This is a genomic window from Methylobacterium sp. NPDC097929 (genome assembly GCF_049543375.1).
GTDB lineage: Bacteria > Pseudomonadota > Alphaproteobacteria > Rhizobiales > Beijerinckiaceae > Methylobacterium.
In genome coordinates this window covers 105,880-124,170 of the sequence record NZ_JBMVEP010000005.1, presented here as the reverse complement: position 1 = coordinate 124,170, position 18,291 = coordinate 105,880, and the positions used below count along the sequence as shown (strand labels likewise).

The following is an 18,291-nucleotide window of genomic DNA, read 5'->3' as shown; positions in this document are numbered from 1 at the left end:
CCGGTGGTTGCTTTCCGGACGTGCGGGTGCTGAATCCGAATCCGATCGATTTCTCGGACACGGTGTAAAGACTCGGCGCCTTTCAAAAAGATTTCTTTATCCATCTCCGCTAAGCCGCTTCGCACCCGTTCCTGAACGGCACCCCACCGGCGGCTTGCAGGGAAGGGAGGCGCCGGATCTTGGGAGACCTTTGCGGCGATGGATGACGACCGGCTCGAACTCATCCCCGACGAGGAGCCCGGCCAGCCGGCCCGCTCCGGCACCTGGACCATCGCGGTGGTCGACGACGACCCGGCCGTCCACGAGGGCACCCGCTACGCGCTGGCCGGCTACGTCCTCGACGGGCGGGGGCTGGAGATCCTTTCCGCCTACTCGGCGCAGGAGGCGCGCGCGCTGCTGGCCGAGCGGCGGGACGTGGCCATCGTGCTGCTCGACGTGGTGATGGAGACCGACGATGCGGGCCTGCGCCTCGTCGATTACATCCGCCGGGAGCTGAGGGAGGAGACCGTCCGGATCATCCTGCGCACCGGGCAGCCGGGCCAGGCGCCGGAGCGCCGGGTCATCGTCGATTACGACATCAACGACTACAAGGCGAAGACCGAACTCACCGCCGACAAGCTCTTCACCAGTCTGACCGCGGCGCTGAGAGCCTACCAGCAGCTGCGCCGGCTCGACGAGACCCGGCGAGGCCTGGAGATCATCATCGACGCCGCGCCGATGCTGCTCGACCACAAGTCGATGCAGCGCCTCGCGCAGGGCGTGCTCACCCAGGTCGCCTCGCTCCTCAACGTCGATTGCGCCGGCATCCTGGTGCTGCGCGAGGGCGAGGTTCTCGAAACCGCCGAGCCCGGCTACTGCGTGCTCGCGGGGGCGGGCCTCTACGGCGGCTATGTCGGCCGCGAGCCCGGCTGGCCGCTCGACCCCGACATCCAGCCCCTGGTGGAGCAGGCCTTCGCCGCGCGCTGCCACAGCTTCGGCGACCACTTCTCCACCCTCTACGTGCAGACGGCGAGCGGCAGCGAGATCGTCGCGCTCATCGACACCGACCGCCCGCTCTCCGACACGGACCGCGCGCTGATCACCCTGCTGACCGGCCGCCTCTCGGTCGCCTTCGACAACGTCATCCTCTACGAGCGGCTGCAGCGCGCCAACGTCACCCTGGAACAGCGCGTCGTCGAGCGCACCGCCGAACTGATCCGCGCCAACCGTCGCCTCGACATGCAGCGCTCCGACCTGCGCCGGGCCAACAGCCTGAAGACCGAGATCCTGGGCACCATCGCCCACGACCTGAAGAACCCGCTCGCGGTGATCCTCGGACGCTCCGAGATGCTCGCCGACCTCATCGATCTGCGCGCCGGCCCGACCTCCGGGCCGGAGGAGGCGCGCACGGCGATGGTGGGCCAGGTCGAGCACATCCGCACCTCGGCCCGGCGCCTGATCGGCATGATCGACAGCCTCATGGCCGACGCGATGAACGATGCCCTCGACATCACCCTGCGGCGCGAGCCCGTCGATCTGGCCGGACTCGCCCGGGAGGTCTGCGAGGCCAACCGGCCGCTCGCGGATTCGAAAGGGCAGAGCCTCGTCACGGATCTGCCCGCGCCGCTCCACCTCTGCGGCGATGCCGAGCGCCTGCGCGAGGCCCTCGACAACCTCGTCTCGAACGCCATCAAGTATTCCTATCCCGGCGGACGGATCACGATCGGCGTGCGCGTGGAGGGGGACGACTACGTCTGTGCGATGGCCGACCATGGCCCCGGCCTCTCGCCCGAGGATGCGGGCCGCCTGTTCGGCCGCTACCAACGCCTCTCGGCCAAGCCCACCGGCGGCGAGGGCTCGACGGGCCTCGGCCTCTCCATCGTCAAGCGCATCGCCGAACTGCATGGCGGCCGGGCCGAGGCGGTCTCGGAGGGACCGGGCCAGGGCGCCGTCTTCTCGCTGCGCTTTCCGAAGGAGGTCGTCGGGGTGTGGTAGGCAGGTCCTTCAGCCCCGTCCCGCCACTTCCACCGACCGCGCCGGAGGCTCGGCGATCCGACGCCGCCGCGCCCGGCGGCGCAGCCAGTAGAGCGTCACGCCGGTCGCGAAAAACCCCGGCATGGCGAGGGCGGCGAGGCAGAACAGCAGCGCGGCGGGAGCGCCGAAGAAGCGGCCGCGATGCACCTCCAGCATGTTCTGAGCGATGCGGGTGCCGAGTCCCGCCTCGTCGGAGCGCCGGTCGCTGACGAGTGCGCCGGTTCGGGCGTCGTAGGTGGCCTCGTTGCGCGGGCTTCCCTCCGCGGCGTGCCAGCGGATGCGGATCGCTGCCGCCTCGGGCGCCGGCAGGGTGACGGTGACGAGTCGTGCCGCGTGCGTGGCCGAGAAGGCCGCCCAGGCCGCATCGAGGGCGGGTGAACCGTCGGGGCCGAGGTCGGGGGGCTTGCGTTCCGGCATCCGTCCGGCGGGGCGCGTCTCGGGAAACTGCCCCGTGAGGAGCCAGGTGGCGCCGGCGCGATAGCTCTCGTAGGACCACCACAGCCCCGACAGGGCGAGGATCGCGTAGACCGGCAGCAGCCACGTGCCGATCACCGCGTGCAGGGACCACCAGCGCGCACGGCCGGGCCGGGCGAGGATCGGCCGGAGCCAGACCCGCCAGCCGTGCCGTCCCGGCCAGCGCAGGACGAGGCCGCTGCCGAGGAAGACGAGAAGGGCCAGGGCGCAGGCGCCGGTGAGCGTGCGGCCCCAGCCCTTGCCCTCACCGGGGATCAGCAGCCAGCGGTGCAGGTGCTCCACCGTGGCGAAGGCCGCTTCCAGCCGCACGGGGCCGAGCACCGTTCCGTCGTAGGGATCGGCGTAGACCGAGGGCGGGCGCTCGCCGCCCGTCCGCGGCCGGGCGAAGCGGGCCACGACGCTCCGGCCCGGATCGTTCGAGAGCGTGAGGGCGGCGACCCGCCGCTCCTGCCCGGCCTCCCGCGCCTGCGCCTCGATCCGCGCCGCCAGCGGACCCGGCGCCAGGCCGGGCTGCCCGTCCCGCACCGCCACCGCCGCGCGGTCGCGGTTGGCGAAGGCGATGACCGCCTCCTCGTAGCTCATCAGCGCCCCCGTCACGCCCATGAGCGCGAGCACGAGCCCGGCGGTGAGGCCGAGCGCCCAGTGCAGGCGAAACAAGAGAATGCGGAGGGAAGGGAGGGCGCGCGGCATGTCGCTCCGGGGAGATCCGATCTCGGCTGTCCTCAATACCGTGCGGTCAGGCTGGCCAGCACCGTCAGGGGCGCGCCGGGCAGGTTGTTGAACGGATTGAAGGGCTGCTCGATGTAGCGCCGGTCGGTCAGGTTGCGGCCGTTCACGGCGAAGCGCCAAGTCGGGTCGAGTTCGTAGAACAGGGCCGCGTCGAGCCGGGCATAGGCGCCGACCTTGTAGGTGTTGGTGATGTCGCCGAAGCGCTCGCCGACATAGGTGACGCCGGCGCCGAAGCCCCAGCCCCGGAAGGGGCCGGCCTGGAACTGGTAGGTCGACCACAGGCTGGTGCTGAAGACCGGCGCCGCGGGCAGGCGGTTGCCGACCGGAACCGTCGAATCCTTCGTCACCGTCGCGTCCAGGTAGCCGATGCCGCCGATGACCTTCCAGCCTGGCAGGATCTCGCCCGCGATGTCGCCCTCGAACCCTTGCGAGCGCTGCTCGCCGGTGATGATCGAGAAGCCGGTATTGACCGGATCGGCGACGGCGACGTTCGCCCGCAGGATGCGGAAGGCGGCGCCGCTCACCGTGAGCCGGTCGGGAATCAGGTCGAAGCGGACGCCCACCTCCACCTGCTCGCCGGTCTCCGGGGGCGGGCTCGCGACCTCGAGGACGTTGGCAGTCTGCGGCGTGAAGGAGGTCGTGTAACTGCCGTAGAGGGTCAACGGCTCCAGTGGCCGCCAGACGAGGCCGACCCGCGGCGAGGTGCCCGTGAGGTTCTGCTCCGGCGGGATCGTCCGCGTGGTCGGCGTGCGCTGGAAGTAGAGCTGGTTGGCGGTGTCGAGGCGCATGCCGAGCACGAGCTGCAGCCCGGGGAAGAACTCGATCTGGTCCTGCAGGTAGACCCCGAACAGGCGGAGCTTCTGCCGCAGGTCGTTCTGCAGGGTGAGCGTGCCGATCTGCGGCACCGACCCCCGGATCGGGTTGAGGAAGGAGACCGACGTCGCCGCCCCCTGCGTGGTGAGGGGATGGCGGAAGCCGTCCACGATCTCGAAACCGGCCAGCGCCGTGTGTCGGAAGCCGAACGGGTCCTCGAAGCGCCAGAGCGCCTCGGTCCGGCTGTCGATGGAGTGATAGATCGAGTCGGTCTCGGTGAGGCGGCGGGTCACCGTGGTGCCGGCGGCGTTGACGCCGGTGGCCCGGGTCGCCAGGGCGTCGAAGGCGCCCCACTGCCCGTTGATGGCCTGCCGCAGGGTCAGGTTCTCGTTCACGTCGTGCTCGGCGAGCAGCGTGATCATGTTCGATTCGCCGTAATAGCGGGACCACGGCTCGCCGTAGTAGCGGCGGATGTTGTCGAGCGGGACCCGGCCGCGGAAGGCGATCAGGCCTTCGTCGTACTGGCTGTGCTGGCGGCTGAACTCGGCGTTGAGGAAGACGCGGGTGGACGGGTCGGGATTCCAGAAGAAGGCCGGCGCGAAGAAGTGGCGGGAATTCTCCGGACCGCCGAAATCGCGGAAGGTCGCCTCGTTCTGCGTGCCGAAGCTGAAACGGGCGGCCAGCCCCTCCACGCTCGGGATCGCTCCCGAGACCGAGCCCTGCACGCGCCGGAAGCCGTAGGAGCCGCCCTGCACGGTGAGATCGGCGGAGGGCGTGAGAGTGGGTTGGCGCGTCACGATGTTGATGAGGCCGCCGGGATCGCCCTGCCCGTAGAGGACGGAGGCCGGGCCTTTGAGCACCTCGATCCGCTCGACATTGGCCAGATCTCGGTGCGTCGGCTGGAAGGAGTTGGCCGGGTTCATCAGCAGGCCGTCGATGGCGTAGGTCTGCGTGCGGAAGCCGCGCAGGATGTAGGTGTCGGAGCGGCCCTGGATCGTGCCCGCCGGCTGCACGTTGCTGACATTGGTGAGCGCGTCGGTCAGGCGGACGGCCTGCTGATCGACCAGCACCTCGCGGGGCACGACCTGAACCGATTGCGGTACGTCGCGCAGGGCGGTGTCCGTCCGGGTGGCGCTCGCCGAGCGCGTCGCCCGGTAGCCGACCACCGGGCCGCTCGCCCGCTCGCCGCTGCCCGTCACAGAGAGTTCGGACAGGACGATCTCGCCCGCCTCCGGCGCGACCGTCTGCGCGCGCAGGCCCAGCGGCCAGGCCGAGAGAAGAGCCATGGACAGGCCGGTTCGGGCGAGGAGAACGAAGGCTCCATCCCCGTCGCGGCGATCCGTTCCCCGCGCTGCCTTGCCCATCGCCGTTCCGATCCGAAGCCGGCGCTCCATGACCGGTCGGGGAGGGCCTTACATAGGATGTTTTTGTAACGGCAAGCGTCCGCCCAACGATTTCCCGGGATGCGGCGCATCGCACGTAAGGCGTTGCGATCAGACAACAATTTGTTATTTGTCTAAAGAAGGACTGGCTCACGAACGCTTGTGCCGGCCTGCCCTCGCCCCCTGTCCGCCATCGCGTCTACAATCGCTGATCGTCGCGTCTCCGATCCTTGAGACGAAGGCCAAGGCGGGGGCGCACCGGACATGCGACGCCTTCTCAAGTTCCTCCACACCATGGGCGCGGTCGGGCTGATGGGGGCGATGGCCTGCCTCATCGTGCTGTTGAGCCTGACCCCTCCACCGTCCTCGCTGGCCGGCTACGCGCTGATGCGCGGGGCGATGGGGGCGGTCGCCACCTGGATCTTCCTGCCCTCCCTCGGCCTGACGCTGGTGTCCGGGCTGCTGGCCGTCGCGCTCCACCCGGGGTTTCGCGAGGCGGGCTGGGCCTGGGTCAAGCTCGCCACCGGCGTGCTGGTGTTCGAGGGCGGCTTCGTCGGCATCCAGGGACCGATGCAGGAGGAGGCCCGCCGCAGCGCCGCCGCCCTCGCCGGGCAGCTCGACCCCGCTACCCTCACCGGGGCGCTCGCGGCCGAGCGCAACACGCTCTGGGTGATCCTCGCCGTCGCGGTGGTCAACGTCGTGCTCGGCATCTGGCGGCCCCGGATCCTGCGGCTTCCCCGGTCCGATCCGCCCCGGGCGGCCTGACCGCGGCTCCCGGGAGGCGCTGTTGGACGGCTTGCGCCGCGGCCACTTGCCGGCAAAGCATGGCCGGGCGCGGGAACGCTTTGGGGGCAAGTCCCGTTGCGGCGCCTGAGGGGCCTGTCGGACGAGATCGCGTTGCGGCGAGAATTGCGGCCTTGAGGCCGATACGAAGGGTCGACGGAGAAGGGCATGGCGACGCGAGGCTTCACCGGGCGGCCCCCGGCCGCGGGAATCCGCGAGCGGCTCCCGCCCGGCCAGTATCTGACCGACGACTTTCCCGTGCTCCAGCTCGGGCCGACGCCGCGGGTCTCGACCGAGGGCTGGCGCTTCACCCTGCGTCAGGGCGCCCGGCCGCTGGCGAGCTGGAGCTGGGAGGAATTCGCGGAATTGCCCCGCACCCGTTGGCGCGGCGACATCCACTGCGTGACCAAGTGGTCGAAATTCGACACCGCCTGGGAGGGCGTGAGCTTCGACGACATCCTGTCGGCGGCCGGCCTCGCGGCGCCCACGGGCTTCGTGCTGGCGGAAGGCCACGACGACTACACCACCAACATCCCGGTCGCGGACCTGACCGAGGGCAAGGCGATGGTGGCGACCCATTACGACGGCCAGCCGATCCCGCCCGATCACGGCGGTCCGGCGCGCCTGCTCGTGCCGCATCTCTATTTCTGGAAGAGCGCCAAATGGGTGAAGGGCCTGCGCTTCACGGAGCGGGACGAGGCCGGGTTCTGGGAGCTGCGCGGCTACCACATGTACGGCGATCCCTGGCGCGAGCAGCGCTTCAGTGGCGATTGAGGACTCCGGCCCCGTGAGCGGCGGCACGCCCTCGCGCTGGCGCGTCGCGACGATCCGGTCGATCGCGCCCGTGACGCCGCGGGTGAAGAGCTTCCGGTTCGCGCCCCTGCCGACGCCCTTCGAGCGGCCCCACCGGGCCGGCCAGCATGTCGACGTGCGCCTGACCGCACCCGACGGCTACCAGGCGCAGCGCAGCTACTCCATCGCCTCGGCGCCCGGCGATCCCGCCGGCCTCGAACTGATGATCGAGGGGCTGGAGGCGGGCGAGGTCTCGGGCTTCTTCAACGACACGGCCGAGGTCGGCGACGACATCGAGCTACGCGGCCCGCTCGGCGCCTTCGACTGGGGGCCGCAGGATGGCGGGCCGGTGCTGCTGATCGGCGGCGGGTCCGGGGTCGTGCCCCTGCTCGCCATGGTGCGCGAGCGCGCCCTGCGCGCGCCCGAGGTGCCGATGCTGCTGATCTACTCGGCGCGCCGCGCCTCCGAGGCCATCGCCCGGGCGGAACTGGCTGCCCGCTCCCGCGACGAGACCGGCTTCGATCTCACCCTGCTCCTCACCCGCGAGGGGGCGACCGCCGGGCGGCGCATCGACCGGGTGATGATCGATACGGCGATCGAGTGCCTCGGCATGCCGCGCCACGCCTTCGTCTGCGGCGGCAACGGCTTCGTCGGCACGGTGGCCGACCTGCTGGTCGATGCCGGCGTCAGGCCCGGCGCGATCCGCACCGAGCGCTTCGGCGGCTGACCCGTCCGGGCCGGCCGCCGATGGGGTGGGCCTCAGCCCTCCTCGTCGTTGTCGGAATCGTTGTCGATCAGGTCGGAGACGTCGTCGTCGCCGTCCTCTTCCTCCAGGAACGTATCGTCGTCCGTGCTGTTGCTGGCTTCGTCGCCGCTCTCGTCGTCGTCGACGCTGATGTCGGCATCGTCCTCGCTGGCCTCGGCCTCGTCGAGGGAGACGATCTCCGGACCGGCCTTCTCGTCCTCTTCCTCGTCGTCCTCCGTCCGGCTCGCGACCGGCGGGGCGACCCGGCTCGTGGCGACCTGATAGATCGTGCCGCATTTCGGGCAGGTCGCCGGATCACGGTCGAGATCGTAGAACTTGGCACCGCAATTCATGCACTGGCGCTTGACGCCGAGTTCCGGTCTAGCCACGGCAGCAAACCTCTGGGGGCATTGAGGAGGGAAAGGGTCCGGGAGAGCGGCCCCGTTAGTCGCAGCCTCCGCCCATGTCAAACGCCAAGTCGCGGTCAAATCCCGAGTCGCCGTCGAATCCCGAGGCGCCGTCAAACCCCAAGTCGCCGACGCGCGGTCCGGGAGTGGCTGGCCGACAGCCGGGGCCAATCGTCGATGCGGGCGCTTGGTGGGCGATGGGATCGAACTCGATCGGCCAGAGGCCGTCGGCGCATGCCGTCAGATGTGTCGCGCCCACTTGTTCTGACGGCGTTCGACGCTGATCCGCAGGAAGCGGCGGAAGGGCGTGTCGTTCACCGACGCGTACCGGCCGAAATCGTGCAGCACCGCCTCGAGAGCGACGATGCGCTCGCTCGGCCGGCGATAGGCACGTTCCAACTCGTCGAGGGCTTCGCAGACGCGCTTGACCGTCGTCGGATCGACTCCGGCAGATACGTGACCGACCTTGCGCAGGCACTGATTCACGGGCGTCATATCTCTGGTGTAAACATATGTTTGGGTAAGTCGAGCTTGAAGCGCGCGTGACCGGGGTCTTTGCGCGGTTTTCCCGCTCGCACAAGGTCGAAGTGGCAGAGGCGGCCACGGTCCGTGGGCGGCTTCGCGCGGTGCGCAGGTTCGGACGAAGGTGCGGATGAAGCGGCGGTCGGCGGCTCCGGTCCCCGCCGGGCCTGCGGATGACGCGGGGGCCTCCGCATGGTAACGGGCGCCCGTCGCACCGGGTCGTTCCGGCGGGCGGTCCGCGTCGTCCCGTCGGCGCCGGGGCGCCCTGGCGCAGAGCCCAAGCCCCGTCCCGAGACCCGTCCCGTGTCGCACGATTCCGAACCGCAACCCGTCACCGCGCATCCCGGAGGCCCCCTGCACGGGTCTCTGAAGCCGCCCGGCGACAAGTCGATCTCCCACCGGGCGATGATCCTGGGGCTGCTCGCCATCGGCGAGACCCGGGTCGAGGGCCTTCTCGAAGGCGATGACGTGCTGCGCACCGCCGCCGCCGCGCGGGCCCTCGGTGCCCGGGTCACCCGCGAGGGCGAGGGTCGCTGGCGCGTCGTCGGCGTCGGTATCGGCGGGATGCAGGACCCCGCGGACGTGCTCGATTTCGGCAATGCCGGCACCGGCTCGCGGCTGATGATGGGCGTGGTCGGCGGCCAGCCGGTCACCGCGACCTTCGACGGCGACGCCTCCCTGCGCAAGCGGCCGATGCGGCGCATCCTCGACCCGCTCGTGACGATGGGCGCGCAGGTCGTCTCGGAGGCCGAGGGCGGGCGCGTGCCGCTGACGCTGAAGGGGCCCCGCGAGGCGATCCCGATCCGCTACGAACTGCCCGTCGCCTCGGCGCAGATCAAATCGGCGGTGCTGTTTGCCGGCCTCAACGCCCCGGGCACCACCACCGTCATCGAGGGCGCCGCCTCCCGCGATCACACCGAGCGGATGCTGCGTTTGTTCGGGGCGGAGGTCGCCGTGACGCCGTCGGGGGAGGGCGGCCACGGCCGTACCATCGCGCTCACCGGCCAGCCGACCCTGCGCGGCACCGACGTGGTCGTGCCGGCCGATCCCTCCTCGGCGGCCTTTCCCCTCGTGGCGGCACTGATCGTGCCGGGCTCCGACGTGACGCTGCGCGGCGTGATGATGAATCCCCTGCGCACCGGTCTCATCACCACGCTGATCGAAATGGGCGGGCAGATCGAGCGCCTCGACGAGCGCGAGGAGGGCGGCGAGACCGTCGCGGATCTGCGAGTGCGCGCGAGCCGGCTGAAGGGCGTCTCGGTTCCGGCCGAGCGGGCGCCCTCGATGATCGACGAGTACCCCGTCCTCGCCGTCGCGGCGGCCTTCGCCGAGGGCACGACCCGGATGAACGGGTTGCACGAACTGCGCGTCAAGGAATCCGACCGGCTCGCGGCCGTCGCCGCCGGCCTCGCCGCCAACGGCGCGGACCATAGGGTCGAGGGCGACGACCTGATCGTCACGGGCGACGGCACGGCGCCCGCGGGCGGCGGCACGGTCGCCACCCATCTCGATCACCGCATCGCTATGGCCTTCCTCGTCATGGGACTGGCGACGCGAAATCCCGTGACCGTGGATGACGGGGCGATGATCGCCACGAGTTTTCCGAGCTTCCGGCCGACCATGCTGGCGCTCGGCGCCCGGATCGAGGACGGGGCCGCCGCATGAGCTCGGGTCGCACCGGCCGTCACGCCGGCCCCCTCGTCATCGCCATCGACGGCCCGGCTGCTTCGGGCAAGGGCACCCTCGCCCGGCGGCTGGCCCTGCATTACGGGCTGCCCCACCTCGATACCGGTCTGCTCTACCGCGCCGTGGCGCTCACCCTGATCGATGCGGGCACCGATCTCGACGATGCGGGCGCGGCGGCCCGGGCGGCGGGCGCTCTCTCGGCCGAGCGGCTCTCCGATCCGCGCCTGCGCGAGCGGGCCATGGGCGAGGCGGCCTCGCGGGTTTCCTCGGTGCCGGAGGTGCGCGCCGCTCTGCTGTCCTGGCAACGGAAGTTCGCGGAGGGCGCGCAGGGCGCGGTCCTCGATGGGCGCGACATCGGCACGGTGGTGTGCCCGGGGGCGCCGGTCAAACTCTTCATCACCGCCGCTCCCGAGGAGCGGGCGCGGCGACGCCATCTCGAATTGCTCGGCCGGGGCGAGGAGACGACGCTCGCGGCTATCCTCGCCGACATCCGAGCCCGCGACGCGCGCGATTCGAGCCGGGCCGCCGCCCCCCTGAAGGCGGCCGAGGACGCGGTGGTGCTCGACACCACCGAACTCGACGCCGATGCCGCCTTCGCGCAGGCCGTCACCATCGCCGAGCGTCTCAAGGCTGCCTGACGGCGCCCTCCAGCCACGCCTCCATCCGTGCGGCGAGATCGCGGGCATCGCCCGCGAGGTGCAGCCGCTTGATCCGGGAGGCCGCGCCCGAGACGACCGTCACCTCCGCCTTTCGCAGCCCGAGGCTCCGGGCCACGAAAGCGATGAGCGCCGCGTTCGCCGCGCCCTCCACCGGCGGCGCCGCGACCCGCAGGCCGAGGAGCGGCCGCCCGTCCGCTTCTGTCCGAATGCCGTCGAGACCGGTGCGGCTCGCCCGCGGCGTCAGGCGCACCGCCAGCGTGAGGCCGTCCGGCTCGCTCGTATAGGGGCGCGGTTCGGTATCGCTTCGAGGCAAGCGAGAGGGCGTCGGCACTGAGCGTATTCCTATTGATCCCGGCCCTGAGGCTGCGAATCGCCCGAGAAGACGGGCGATGTCGGACCTGCGCCGGCGCGTGGTGGTGAGATTTCGCGGCACCTCTCGCGATCTTGATCGCGCGTTCCGCGATGTCCGATCGCCCCCTCTCGGACTCACGGTCGATCCAGGGATCGAGGGCGACAAGGGAGAGATGGTTGCCTCCCATCGTCCTGCCGCAACCTCAGGGCGGAGAGTGTCGCCGTCACTCGTGCAGTCGGCTCCTCCGGTGCCCGTTCGGCAGCAACAAGAATTAACTTTTGTACGCTTCCAGTGGTCTTCAGGAAGGCTGCCCGGGCTGATGATGCCGAACCGCACCGAAGACGCCGACATCATGTACCGCCTGCTGGTCCAAGGCGTGACGGACTACGCGATCTACATGCTGTCGCCCGACGGGACGGTGGCCAACTGGAACGCCGGTGCGCAGCGGACCAAGGGCTACGCCGCCGACGAGATCGTGGGACGCCACTTCTCCTGCTTCTTCACCTCCGAAGACAGAGCGGCGGGATGGCCCGAGACAGGCCTCAGGACGGCGCGGGAGACCGGCCGCTTCGAGACGGAAGGCTGGCGCCTGCGCAAGGACGGCACGCGGTTCTGGGCGCATGCGGTGATCGACGCCCTCTACGACGACGGCCTGTTCATCGGTTTTGCCAAGATCACCCGCGACTGTACGGAGCGGCGGGCTGCCACCATCCGACTCGAAGCGGCTCTCGCCAACCTCGACCTCGCCCTGTCGAACATGGCCCAGGGCCTCGCCCTCATCGACGCTGCGGGGCGCGTGGTGCTCGCCAACGAGCGGATGCGCGAGGTTCTGATGCTGCCGGGCCGCACGGTGCTGACCGGCGCGGCGATGCGGAGCATGCTCGGCGATGCTCTCAATGAGGCCGCTGCCGCCAGCTACGTCAGGGACCACCTGCGGCCCGATCTCGACCTGCTCAAGCCGACGGTCTCGGAGATTGCGCACCGGGATCGCATCCTGGTGGTCACGACCCGGCGGTTGGCGGATGGCGGTTGGGTCTCGACCTTCGCCGACGTGACCGAGCGGCGCCGCTTCGAGGAGCGGATCCGGCACCTCGCCCGGCACGATCCGCTGACCGACCTTCCCAACCGCGCGGCGCTCCACCAAGTGCTGAGCGCGCGGCTCGCCTCGGAAGCCGGGCAGCCCTGCGCGGTGCTCTACGTCGATCTCGACCGCTTCAAGCCGATCAACGACACGTTCGGCCACGCCGTGGGCGACAGGCTGCTCCAGGAGGTTGCCGGGCGGCTCCGGCGCGCGGTGCGTCCGCAGGACGTGGTGGCGCGGCTCGGCGGTGACGAGTTCGCCCTGATGATCGGGCTCGCCGACGCGGAAGGGGCGGCCAGCACGGCCCAGCGGGTTCTCGATGCCCTCAACCAGCCCTACGCGGTCGAACGGCTGTCGATGCGGGTGGGTGCCAGCATCGGCATCGCCCAGTTCCCGCTGGCAGGGAAGGATCCCGACACGCTGCTGCGCAGCGCCGACCTCGCCCTTTACGATGCCAAGCGAAGCGGGCCGAACCGGTACGCCTTCTACGATCCGGCGATGGGCGACCGCGCGGCGGCGAGGACGAGCCTTGAGGCCGACCTCCGCCGGGCGATGGAGGACCACGCCTTCGTCCTGCACTACCAGCCGGTCGTCCGGGCCCGCACCGGCGCGACCACCGGCTTCGAGGCGCTGCTGCGCTGGAACCGCTCGAACGGCGCGCCGATCTCCCCCGCCGATTTCGTTCCGATCGCCGAGGAGGCGGGCCTGATGCCGGAACTCGGCGCCTGGGTTCTGGCCGAGGCTTGCCGCGAGGCCGTCCGCTGGCCCGCCCATCTGACGGTGGCGGTCAACGTCTCGGCGACGCAACTGCGCAGCACATGCTTCATCCGCACGGTCGAGCGGGCGCTTGCCGAGAGTGGTCTGGCGCCCCACCGCCTCGAGATCGAGATCACCGAGACGGCGGTTCTGGAGAACCGCGATCTCACCCTGGGCCTGCTCCGGCAGCTGCGCGGCCTCGGCGTCATGATCGCGCTCGACGATTTCGGCACCGGCTACTCGTCCCTGAGCTTCGTTCACACCTTCCCGCTCACCCGCCTCAAGATCGATCGCAGCTTCGTCCGGGGCCTGGGCCAGGACCCGCAATCGACCGCGATCGTGCGCGCCATCATCGGGCTGTCGCGCAGCCTCGGGCTGGCGGTCACGGCGGAGGGGGTCGAGACGGAGGAGCAGCGGCGGCTTCTCGCCCGGGAGCGCGGGCTGGACCTGCAAGGATACCTGTTCGGCCGCCCGGAGGCGGAGGCCCGCTTCACCGACACGATCAAGCTGCGCCGATCGAGGCTGCTCGCCGCCCCGACCGAGGGGCGGGGGGAGCTCCGGGTGCAGCCCGAAGCCGCCTGAGCGGCATCCGACCGCCCGCTGTCCCGATACTGGAGCGCCGCATGCTTTGAGCCTGCCGGCCCGGTCAGGCTCGGTCTCAATGCTGATCTCCCGCCATTGAGCGAAGATCAGTTGCGCACAATATTCGAGTGAAGACCGTGATGCGTGTGCAGCGCATCCATTCCCGCGCTTGCGCCGTCCCGAACTGGCTGATAGCGGGTGGCGGTGAGCCGGTTTAGCTCAGTTGGTAGAGCACCCGCCTTGTAAGCGGTAGGTCGCGAGTTCGAGTCCCGCAACCGGCACCATCTCCCGTCTCCGATCCCGCCTTCCCGAGTTTTCGTTTCCGGGATCTCGTCGGCGCGTGGACGATCCCCCTCATGACGGACTCGGCGGATCGTTTCGCGGGGGCGTTGGCATTTTTGACATCTGAAAAGACAATGCGGCGTCGCTGCCCCGCGGTCCCGCGATCGTGATCGTAGATTTGGGCAACGCGGTCTTTCATGTCGACCGCCGGACGGAAATGCTGGATTGGTAACTTATGAGGGTGCAGGAAGAGGAGCGTCGATGCTCATCCTGCGCGGCCTCTGCAGTTTTCGATGCTTCCTACGGCTCCCAAATCGGACAAGCGACTCGGACGCATGGAACAGTCGCTGAGCTTCACGCCGCCGGATCTGCAGGAGGCGCGGTGCGAGCCGGTCCGGCGCCGGCACGTGTTCTACGTTCCGGGATACGATCCGGAGGCGCGGACCCGCTACCGTCTGCTCTTCGTGCGCGAATGGGCCCGCTACATCAAACGTTTCGGCGTCGGGAAGCGCACGATCTCCTGCGCGCAGCTGAGCGGCGACGGACTCGTGCAGAGCTGGACCGTGAGCGCCCCCGAGCAGGGGCAGGGGGCCGAGACCCGCTACGACGTGCTGCTGTGGGACGACATCGTCGCCCGGGACTTCGCCCGCTCCCGCTTCGTCAGCGTCGCCCTCCTCGTTGCCGGGACGCTGCAATCGGTCACGACCGGATTGCTGTTCCAGTTCTACCGGCTGAACTGGAAGTACGGCAACGTCATCCTCTACCCCTTCGTGATGGTGGCGCTCCTCACCCTCGCCTCCGCCGCCATCGGGGTCGCGGTCTACGCCCATCTCGGGGATTGGTTCGGCCACAGCTTGCGACTGCCCATCTGGGTCTCGCTTCCGCTGGCCGTGGCGGTGGGCATCCTCTGGATCAAGGCGATCGAAGCCTTCCTGAACCGCATCTTCTTCTGGCAGTTGCTGAACGATTGGGTCTTCAACTGGCAGCACGGCCGCGGCAGGCGGCCCGATTACGACCGGCGCCTCGAGGCCTTCGCGGGCTACGTCCAGTCCTGCCTCGCGGCGCGGGCCGCGGCGGGCGAGGCGCCCGACGAGATCATGATCGTCGGCCATTCCTCCGGGGGGCTGACGGCGACCGAGGTTGCGGCCCGCCTGCTCGCCCGCGATCCCGGACTCGGCGCGTCGGGGGCGAGCCTGTCGCTGGCGACGTTGGGTTCCGGGCTGCCCCTCGTCGCCCTCCAGCCGAAGGCGGACCGCCTGCGGGCGGAGATCACGGGCCTCGTCACGGATCGGCGCATCGTCTGGTGCGACTTCCAGGCGCCGCAGGACTGGATGAACTTTCCGGGCTTCAACCCGCTGCGCCACCTCGATCTCGGCCTGTGCGGCCGGCCGGTCGCCAATCCCCTGGTCCGCTCGGCGCGCTTCCGGGACCTGCTGAGTCCGGAAACCTACCGGCGGGTGCGCTTCCGTCCCTTCCGCATGCACTTCCAGTTCCTGCTCGCGAACGAGCGGCACGGTGACTACGATTTCTTCGCGATGACCCTCGGGCCGCAGCGCCTTCGCGAGCGGGTGCTCGACCCCGCCGGCAGTCTCGAACCGGCCCTTCCGCTCTGACCGGGCGCCCGTCCGCGCCGGCGAGCGAAGTGGTCGCCGGATCACGGCGACCCGGTCCGAAACCCCTTTTCGGACGCGACGCCAGAACATCGTGCCGGATATCGTATCCGGCACGATGTTCGAGCCTCTTGTTTCGCATCGACTTGTTCCGAAAGCCGGCGGCCACCTTTCGGGGCGATACTCTAAAGTTCGAAGTGGTCCACTTCGCCGAGCAGGGTCACGAAGGCGCCTGCGCCGTGCGCGAGGGCGGCCTCTCCCGCCTCCGCCGTGCCGAGGCGGGCGTCGCCCAGGGCTCCCGAGGGGTGGAGGTCCTGCGTCTTCCAGGCGAAGGCCGCCGGTCGGCCGGCCCGCAGCAGGGTGAAATCCCGCTCCATCGCGACGGTCCTGGGCTCGAAATCCGCGACCTGCTCCCGCCGCACCAGATCCGGCCGCAGGGCCAGCATCAGGGCGGTCTCGATGCCGCCCGCATGGATGCCGTGGCGGATCTCGTCGGCCGGGAACAGACCCTCGGGCAGGCCGAGCCGGCTCCACGAGGTCGTCACCGCGACCATCCCGAACCGATCGCGGAGCGTGCCGGCCACGAGGTCGATGAGCGCGCTGTTGCCCCCATGCGAGGAGACGATCACGAGTTTCCGGCACCCGGCCCGGTGCAGGCCGGCGGCGATCTCCGTCCAGGCGGCCAGGGCGGTCCCGGCGCTCAGCGTCAGCGTACCGGGGAACGCGTCGTGTTCGTCGGATTTGCCCACCGCCTGGACCGGCAGCACCAGCACGTCGAGCCCCTCGGGCACGAGCCGCGCGACCCGCTCCAGATACCCGGCCGCGATGTAGGTGTCGGTACCCAGAGGAAGATGCGGTCCGTGCTGCTCCACCGCCGCCACCGGAAGCACCGCGATGGTCCGGCTCATGTCACGAGCGCGGATCTCCTCCGTCGTCAGGTCGAGCCAGGATCGCGCCGGCATGGTGGGGTCCTCGGGGTGTCGGCTCGACCGGGATGGTGGTCCGGTCCGGCGTGAGGCGAAGTGGATCGGGCGGGCCTGAAAGTATCCCGCTCCGTGGGGGCATGCGGAATTGGAATAGCGGAAACCGGCCTCCACGCCAGGATCTTGTCATGAACCGCAGCGCCCTGAACGAACCGGCGCCGGACAGAGGCGGCTCCCCACGTCGGCTCGGTCCAGCCCGCACGGCATCAACCGCTCGTTAGTCAAAATCCCCGTAAATCTGCGCAACCTTCCCGGGTTCGACGTGATCTGGCCGCCGTGACCCTGCCTCCTGCACGCACATTCGGCACGCCGCCGCCCGATGCGGCGGTGGATGACGGTCCGGCCGACGCGATGCAGCGGGAAATCGCCCGCCTGCGGGCGATGCTGGAGCAGAATTCCGACTGGATCTGGGAGGTCGACGCGCAGGGGCGCTACACCTACGCCTCCCGCCAATGCCTCGCTCTTCTCGGCTACGCGCCGGAGGAGGTGCTGGGTCGCACGCCTTTCGACCTCATGCCGCCGGACGAGGCTGCGCGGATCGGGCACCTCTTCGCGGCCATCGCAGCCGAGAGACGGCCCTTCGCCCAACTCCTGAACCGCAACCTGCGCAAGGACGGCAGCCTCGTCGTGCTGGAAACGAGCGGGGTGCCGCTGTTCGATGCGGAGGGGGCCTTCTGCGGCTACCGCGGCATCGACCGGGACGTGACCGAGCGGGAGGCCGCCAACGAGCGGCTGCGCCACGCCGCGCGCCACGACGACCTCACGGGCTTGCCGAACCGGATGTACCTGCGCGAGCACCTCGCGGAGCGGCTCGCCGCATCCCGGAATCCGGTCGGCGTGCTGTGCCTCGATCTCGACGGCTTCAAGCCGATCAACGATCGCTTCGGCCACGCTGCCGGCGACCGCGTGCTGGCGGAGATCGGCCGGCGGCTCGGCGATCTGGCGGCACGCGACGGCCTGTTCGCCGCGCGACCGGGCGGCGACGAGTTCGTACTGGTCGGCGAGACGGAGGCGGCCGGCCTCGTCGCGGCCGTCCGAGCCGCGGTCACGGCACCCATCGCCGTCGGCCCGCACAGCGTGTGCGTGGGTACCGGCATCGGTACGGCGCTCGCGGCGGGCCCCGACGACACGGTCGACGCCGTGCTCGGACGCGCCGACCGTGCCCTCTACGACGCCAAGGCGGAAGCGAAGCGGGAGCCGGCGCCCGGCGTCGCACGCCCCCGCTGGGTCGTGATCAGCGGCGGCTGACCAGCCAGCCGAGTCCGAAGGCGGCCGCGGCGACGAGGGCCAGCGTCGTGCCGCGGTTCTCGTCGGCGCGGATGGCCAGGGCCCGGCCGCGCCGGTGCGCCTCGTCGCGATAGTGGCGTCCGCGGGTCTGGGCTTCATCGCGCAGTTGCCGGCCGCGGGAGGCCGCCTCGTCGGCGAAACGGTAGCCCTCCTCGTAGATCTCCTCCGCCCGCTCGCGCGTGCGGCCGTAGCGCGACTGCGCCACGCCGGCGATCTGCTCGTAGGCGCCCTCGACCTGCGGCCGGGCTCGCCCCGACACGGCGCCCAGCACCGTGCGGCCTCGTCCCTTGAGGTTGCGGATGTTGCCCTCGATCCGGTCCCTGTTCATGGCCGATCCCTATCTCGTGAAAATG

Annotated in this window: 16 protein-coding genes and 1 tRNA gene; 10 read left to right on the top strand and 7 right to left on the bottom strand. The window is 70.4% G+C overall.

Features of this window, described 5'->3' with window-relative positions; genetic code table 11:
* The first annotated feature begins 198 nt into the window (after positions 1-198).
* Entirely contained in the window at positions 199-1,974 is a 1,776-nt protein-coding gene (locus tag ACPCJR_RS14650; protein WP_391513992.1) for an ATP-binding response regulator, read from the top strand.
* 9 nt (positions 1,975-1,983) lie between these two features.
* Here the strand turns inward: ACPCJR_RS14650 and ACPCJR_RS14645 are convergent, their stop codons facing one another.
* Complete coding sequence (locus ACPCJR_RS14645; protein ID WP_391513993.1) at positions 1,984-3,177, bottom strand: PepSY-associated TM helix domain-containing protein; 1,194 nt, start codon at positions 3,175-3,177, stop codon at positions 1,984-1,986.
* A gap of 32 nt (positions 3,178-3,209) precedes the next feature.
* Positions 3,210-5,315: a TonB-dependent siderophore receptor gene (locus ACPCJR_RS14640; RefSeq protein WP_391513995.1), complete on the bottom strand. Its 2,106-nt coding sequence runs from the start codon at positions 5,313-5,315 to the stop codon at positions 3,210-3,212.
* 360 nt (positions 5,316-5,675) lie between these two features.
* Here ACPCJR_RS14640 and ACPCJR_RS14635 point away from each other — a divergent pair, with 360 nt between their 5' ends.
* The 3 genes from ACPCJR_RS14635 (at position 5,676) to ACPCJR_RS14625 (ending at position 7,713) form a co-directional block, all read left to right on the top strand.
* On the top strand, positions 5,676-6,176 hold the full coding sequence (locus ACPCJR_RS14635; protein ID WP_391513997.1) for a hypothetical protein: 501 nt from the start codon (positions 5,676-5,678) through the stop codon (positions 6,174-6,176).
* A gap of 186 nt (positions 6,177-6,362) precedes the next feature.
* On the top strand, positions 6,363-6,968 hold the full coding sequence (locus ACPCJR_RS14630; protein ID WP_391513999.1) for a sulfite oxidase-like oxidoreductase: 606 nt from the start codon (positions 6,363-6,365) through the stop codon (positions 6,966-6,968).
* Positions 6,958-7,713, top strand: coding sequence for a ferredoxin reductase (locus tag ACPCJR_RS14625; RefSeq protein WP_391514001.1), 756 nt, complete (start codon positions 6,958-6,960; stop codon positions 7,711-7,713). Before ACPCJR_RS14630 ends, ACPCJR_RS14625 begins: the two co-directional genes overlap by 11 nt.
* 32 nt (positions 7,714-7,745) lie before the next feature.
* Here ACPCJR_RS14625 and ACPCJR_RS14620 read toward each other — a convergent pair whose 3' ends face one another.
* Complete coding sequence (locus tag ACPCJR_RS14620; RefSeq protein WP_391514003.1) at positions 7,746-8,120, bottom strand: TIGR02300 family protein; 375 nt, start codon at positions 8,118-8,120, stop codon at positions 7,746-7,748.
* Between the two features lie 258 nt (positions 8,121-8,378).
* Complete coding sequence (locus ACPCJR_RS14615) at positions 8,379-8,633, bottom strand: hypothetical protein (protein ID WP_391514004.1); 255 nt, start codon at positions 8,631-8,633, stop codon at positions 8,379-8,381.
* A 330-nt stretch (positions 8,634-8,963) separates the two neighbouring features.
* Here ACPCJR_RS14615 and aroA point away from each other — a divergent pair, with 330 nt between their 5' ends.
* Together aroA and cmk are read left to right on the top strand one after the other, a co-directional pair.
* Positions 8,964-10,325, top strand: coding sequence for a 3-phosphoshikimate 1-carboxyvinyltransferase (gene aroA / locus ACPCJR_RS14610; RefSeq protein ID WP_391514006.1), 1,362 nt, complete (start codon positions 8,964-8,966; stop codon positions 10,323-10,325).
* Positions 10,322-10,984: a (d)CMP kinase gene (cmk, locus tag ACPCJR_RS14605; RefSeq protein ID WP_391514008.1), complete on the top strand. Its 663-nt coding sequence runs from the start codon at positions 10,322-10,324 to the stop codon at positions 10,982-10,984. The genes aroA and cmk overlap by 4 nt, the downstream gene beginning before the upstream one ends.
* Here the strand turns inward: cmk and ACPCJR_RS14600 are convergent.
* The gene (locus ACPCJR_RS14600) at positions 10,971-11,318 is read right to left on the bottom strand and encodes a DUF167 domain-containing protein (RefSeq protein ID WP_391514010.1); all 348 of its coding nucleotides are present in this window, start codon (positions 11,316-11,318) and stop codon (positions 10,971-10,973) included. The genes cmk and ACPCJR_RS14600 overlap by 14 nt on opposite strands.
* Before the next feature lie 358 nt (positions 11,319-11,676).
* On the opposite strand from ACPCJR_RS14600, the gene ACPCJR_RS14595 reads away from it, so the two are divergent.
* The 3 genes from ACPCJR_RS14595 (at position 11,677) to ACPCJR_RS14585 (ending at position 15,671) form a co-directional block, all read left to right on the top strand.
* Positions 11,677-13,776 carry a putative bifunctional diguanylate cyclase/phosphodiesterase gene (locus ACPCJR_RS14595; protein WP_391514012.1) on the top strand — a complete coding sequence of 700 codons (2,100 nt, stop codon included), beginning with the start codon at positions 11,677-11,679 and terminating at the stop codon, positions 13,774-13,776.
* 208 nt (positions 13,777-13,984) lie between these two features.
* A tRNA-Thr gene (locus ACPCJR_RS14590) sits at positions 13,985-14,060 on the top strand.
* 333 nt (positions 14,061-14,393) lie between these two features.
* Entirely contained in the window at positions 14,394-15,671 is a 1,278-nt protein-coding gene (locus ACPCJR_RS14585; RefSeq protein WP_391514014.1) for an alpha/beta hydrolase, read from the top strand.
* A 182-nt stretch (positions 15,672-15,853) separates the two neighbouring features.
* Here ACPCJR_RS14585 and ACPCJR_RS14580 read toward each other — a convergent pair whose 3' ends face one another.
* A complete protein-coding gene (locus ACPCJR_RS14580) occupies positions 15,854-16,630 on the bottom strand; it encodes a creatininase family protein (protein ID WP_391514016.1) in 777 nt (258 codons plus the stop codon).
* A gap of 297 nt (positions 16,631-16,927) precedes the next feature.
* On the opposite strand from ACPCJR_RS14580, the gene ACPCJR_RS14575 reads away from it, so the two are divergent.
* Positions 16,928-17,899, top strand: coding sequence for a diguanylate cyclase domain-containing protein (locus tag ACPCJR_RS14575; protein ID WP_391514018.1), 972 nt, complete (start codon positions 16,928-16,930; stop codon positions 17,897-17,899).
* On the opposite strand, the gene ACPCJR_RS14570 is transcribed toward ACPCJR_RS14575, so the two are convergent.
* Entirely contained in the window at positions 17,886-18,266 is a 381-nt protein-coding gene (locus ACPCJR_RS14570) for a CsbD family protein (protein ID WP_391514020.1), read from the bottom strand. The genes ACPCJR_RS14575 and ACPCJR_RS14570 overlap by 14 nt on opposite strands.
* Between the last annotated feature and the right edge of the window lie 25 nt (positions 18,267-18,291).

Bases quoted from the DNA above. Each gene is read 5' to 3' on its own strand.
- ACPCJR_RS14650 (WP_391513992.1), top strand. From the start codon at position 199: ATGGATGACGACCGGCTCGAACTCATCCCCGACGAGGAGCCCGGCCAG.
- ACPCJR_RS14645 (WP_391513993.1), bottom strand. From the start codon at position 3,177: ATGCCGCGCGCCCTCCCTTCCCTCCGCATTCTCTTGTTTCGCCTGCAC.
- ACPCJR_RS14640 (WP_391513995.1), bottom strand. From the start codon at position 5,315: ATGGCTCTTCTCTCGGCCTGGCCGCTGGGCCTGCGCGCGCAGACGGTC.
- ACPCJR_RS14635 (WP_391513997.1), top strand. From the start codon at position 5,676: ATGCGACGCCTTCTCAAGTTCCTCCACACCATGGGCGCGGTCGGGCTG.
- ACPCJR_RS14630 (WP_391513999.1), top strand. From the start codon at position 6,363: ATGGCGACGCGAGGCTTCACCGGGCGGCCCCCGGCCGCGGGAATCCGC.
- ACPCJR_RS14615 (WP_391514004.1), bottom strand. From the start codon at position 8,633: ATGACGCCCGTGAATCAGTGCCTGCGCAAGGTCGGTCACGTATCTGCC.
- cmk (WP_391514008.1), top strand. From the start codon at position 10,322: ATGAGCTCGGGTCGCACCGGCCGTCACGCCGGCCCCCTCGTCATCGCC.
- ACPCJR_RS14595 (WP_391514012.1), top strand. From the start codon at position 11,677: ATGATGCCGAACCGCACCGAAGACGCCGACATCATGTACCGCCTGCTG.
- ACPCJR_RS14585 (WP_391514014.1), top strand. From the start codon at position 14,394: ATGGAACAGTCGCTGAGCTTCACGCCGCCGGATCTGCAGGAGGCGCGG.
- ACPCJR_RS14580 (WP_391514016.1), bottom strand. From the start codon at position 16,630: ATGCCGGCGCGATCCTGGCTCGACCTGACGACGGAGGAGATCCGCGCT.
- ACPCJR_RS14570 (WP_391514020.1), bottom strand. From the start codon at position 18,266: ATGAACAGGGACCGGATCGAGGGCAACATCCGCAACCTCAAGGGACGA.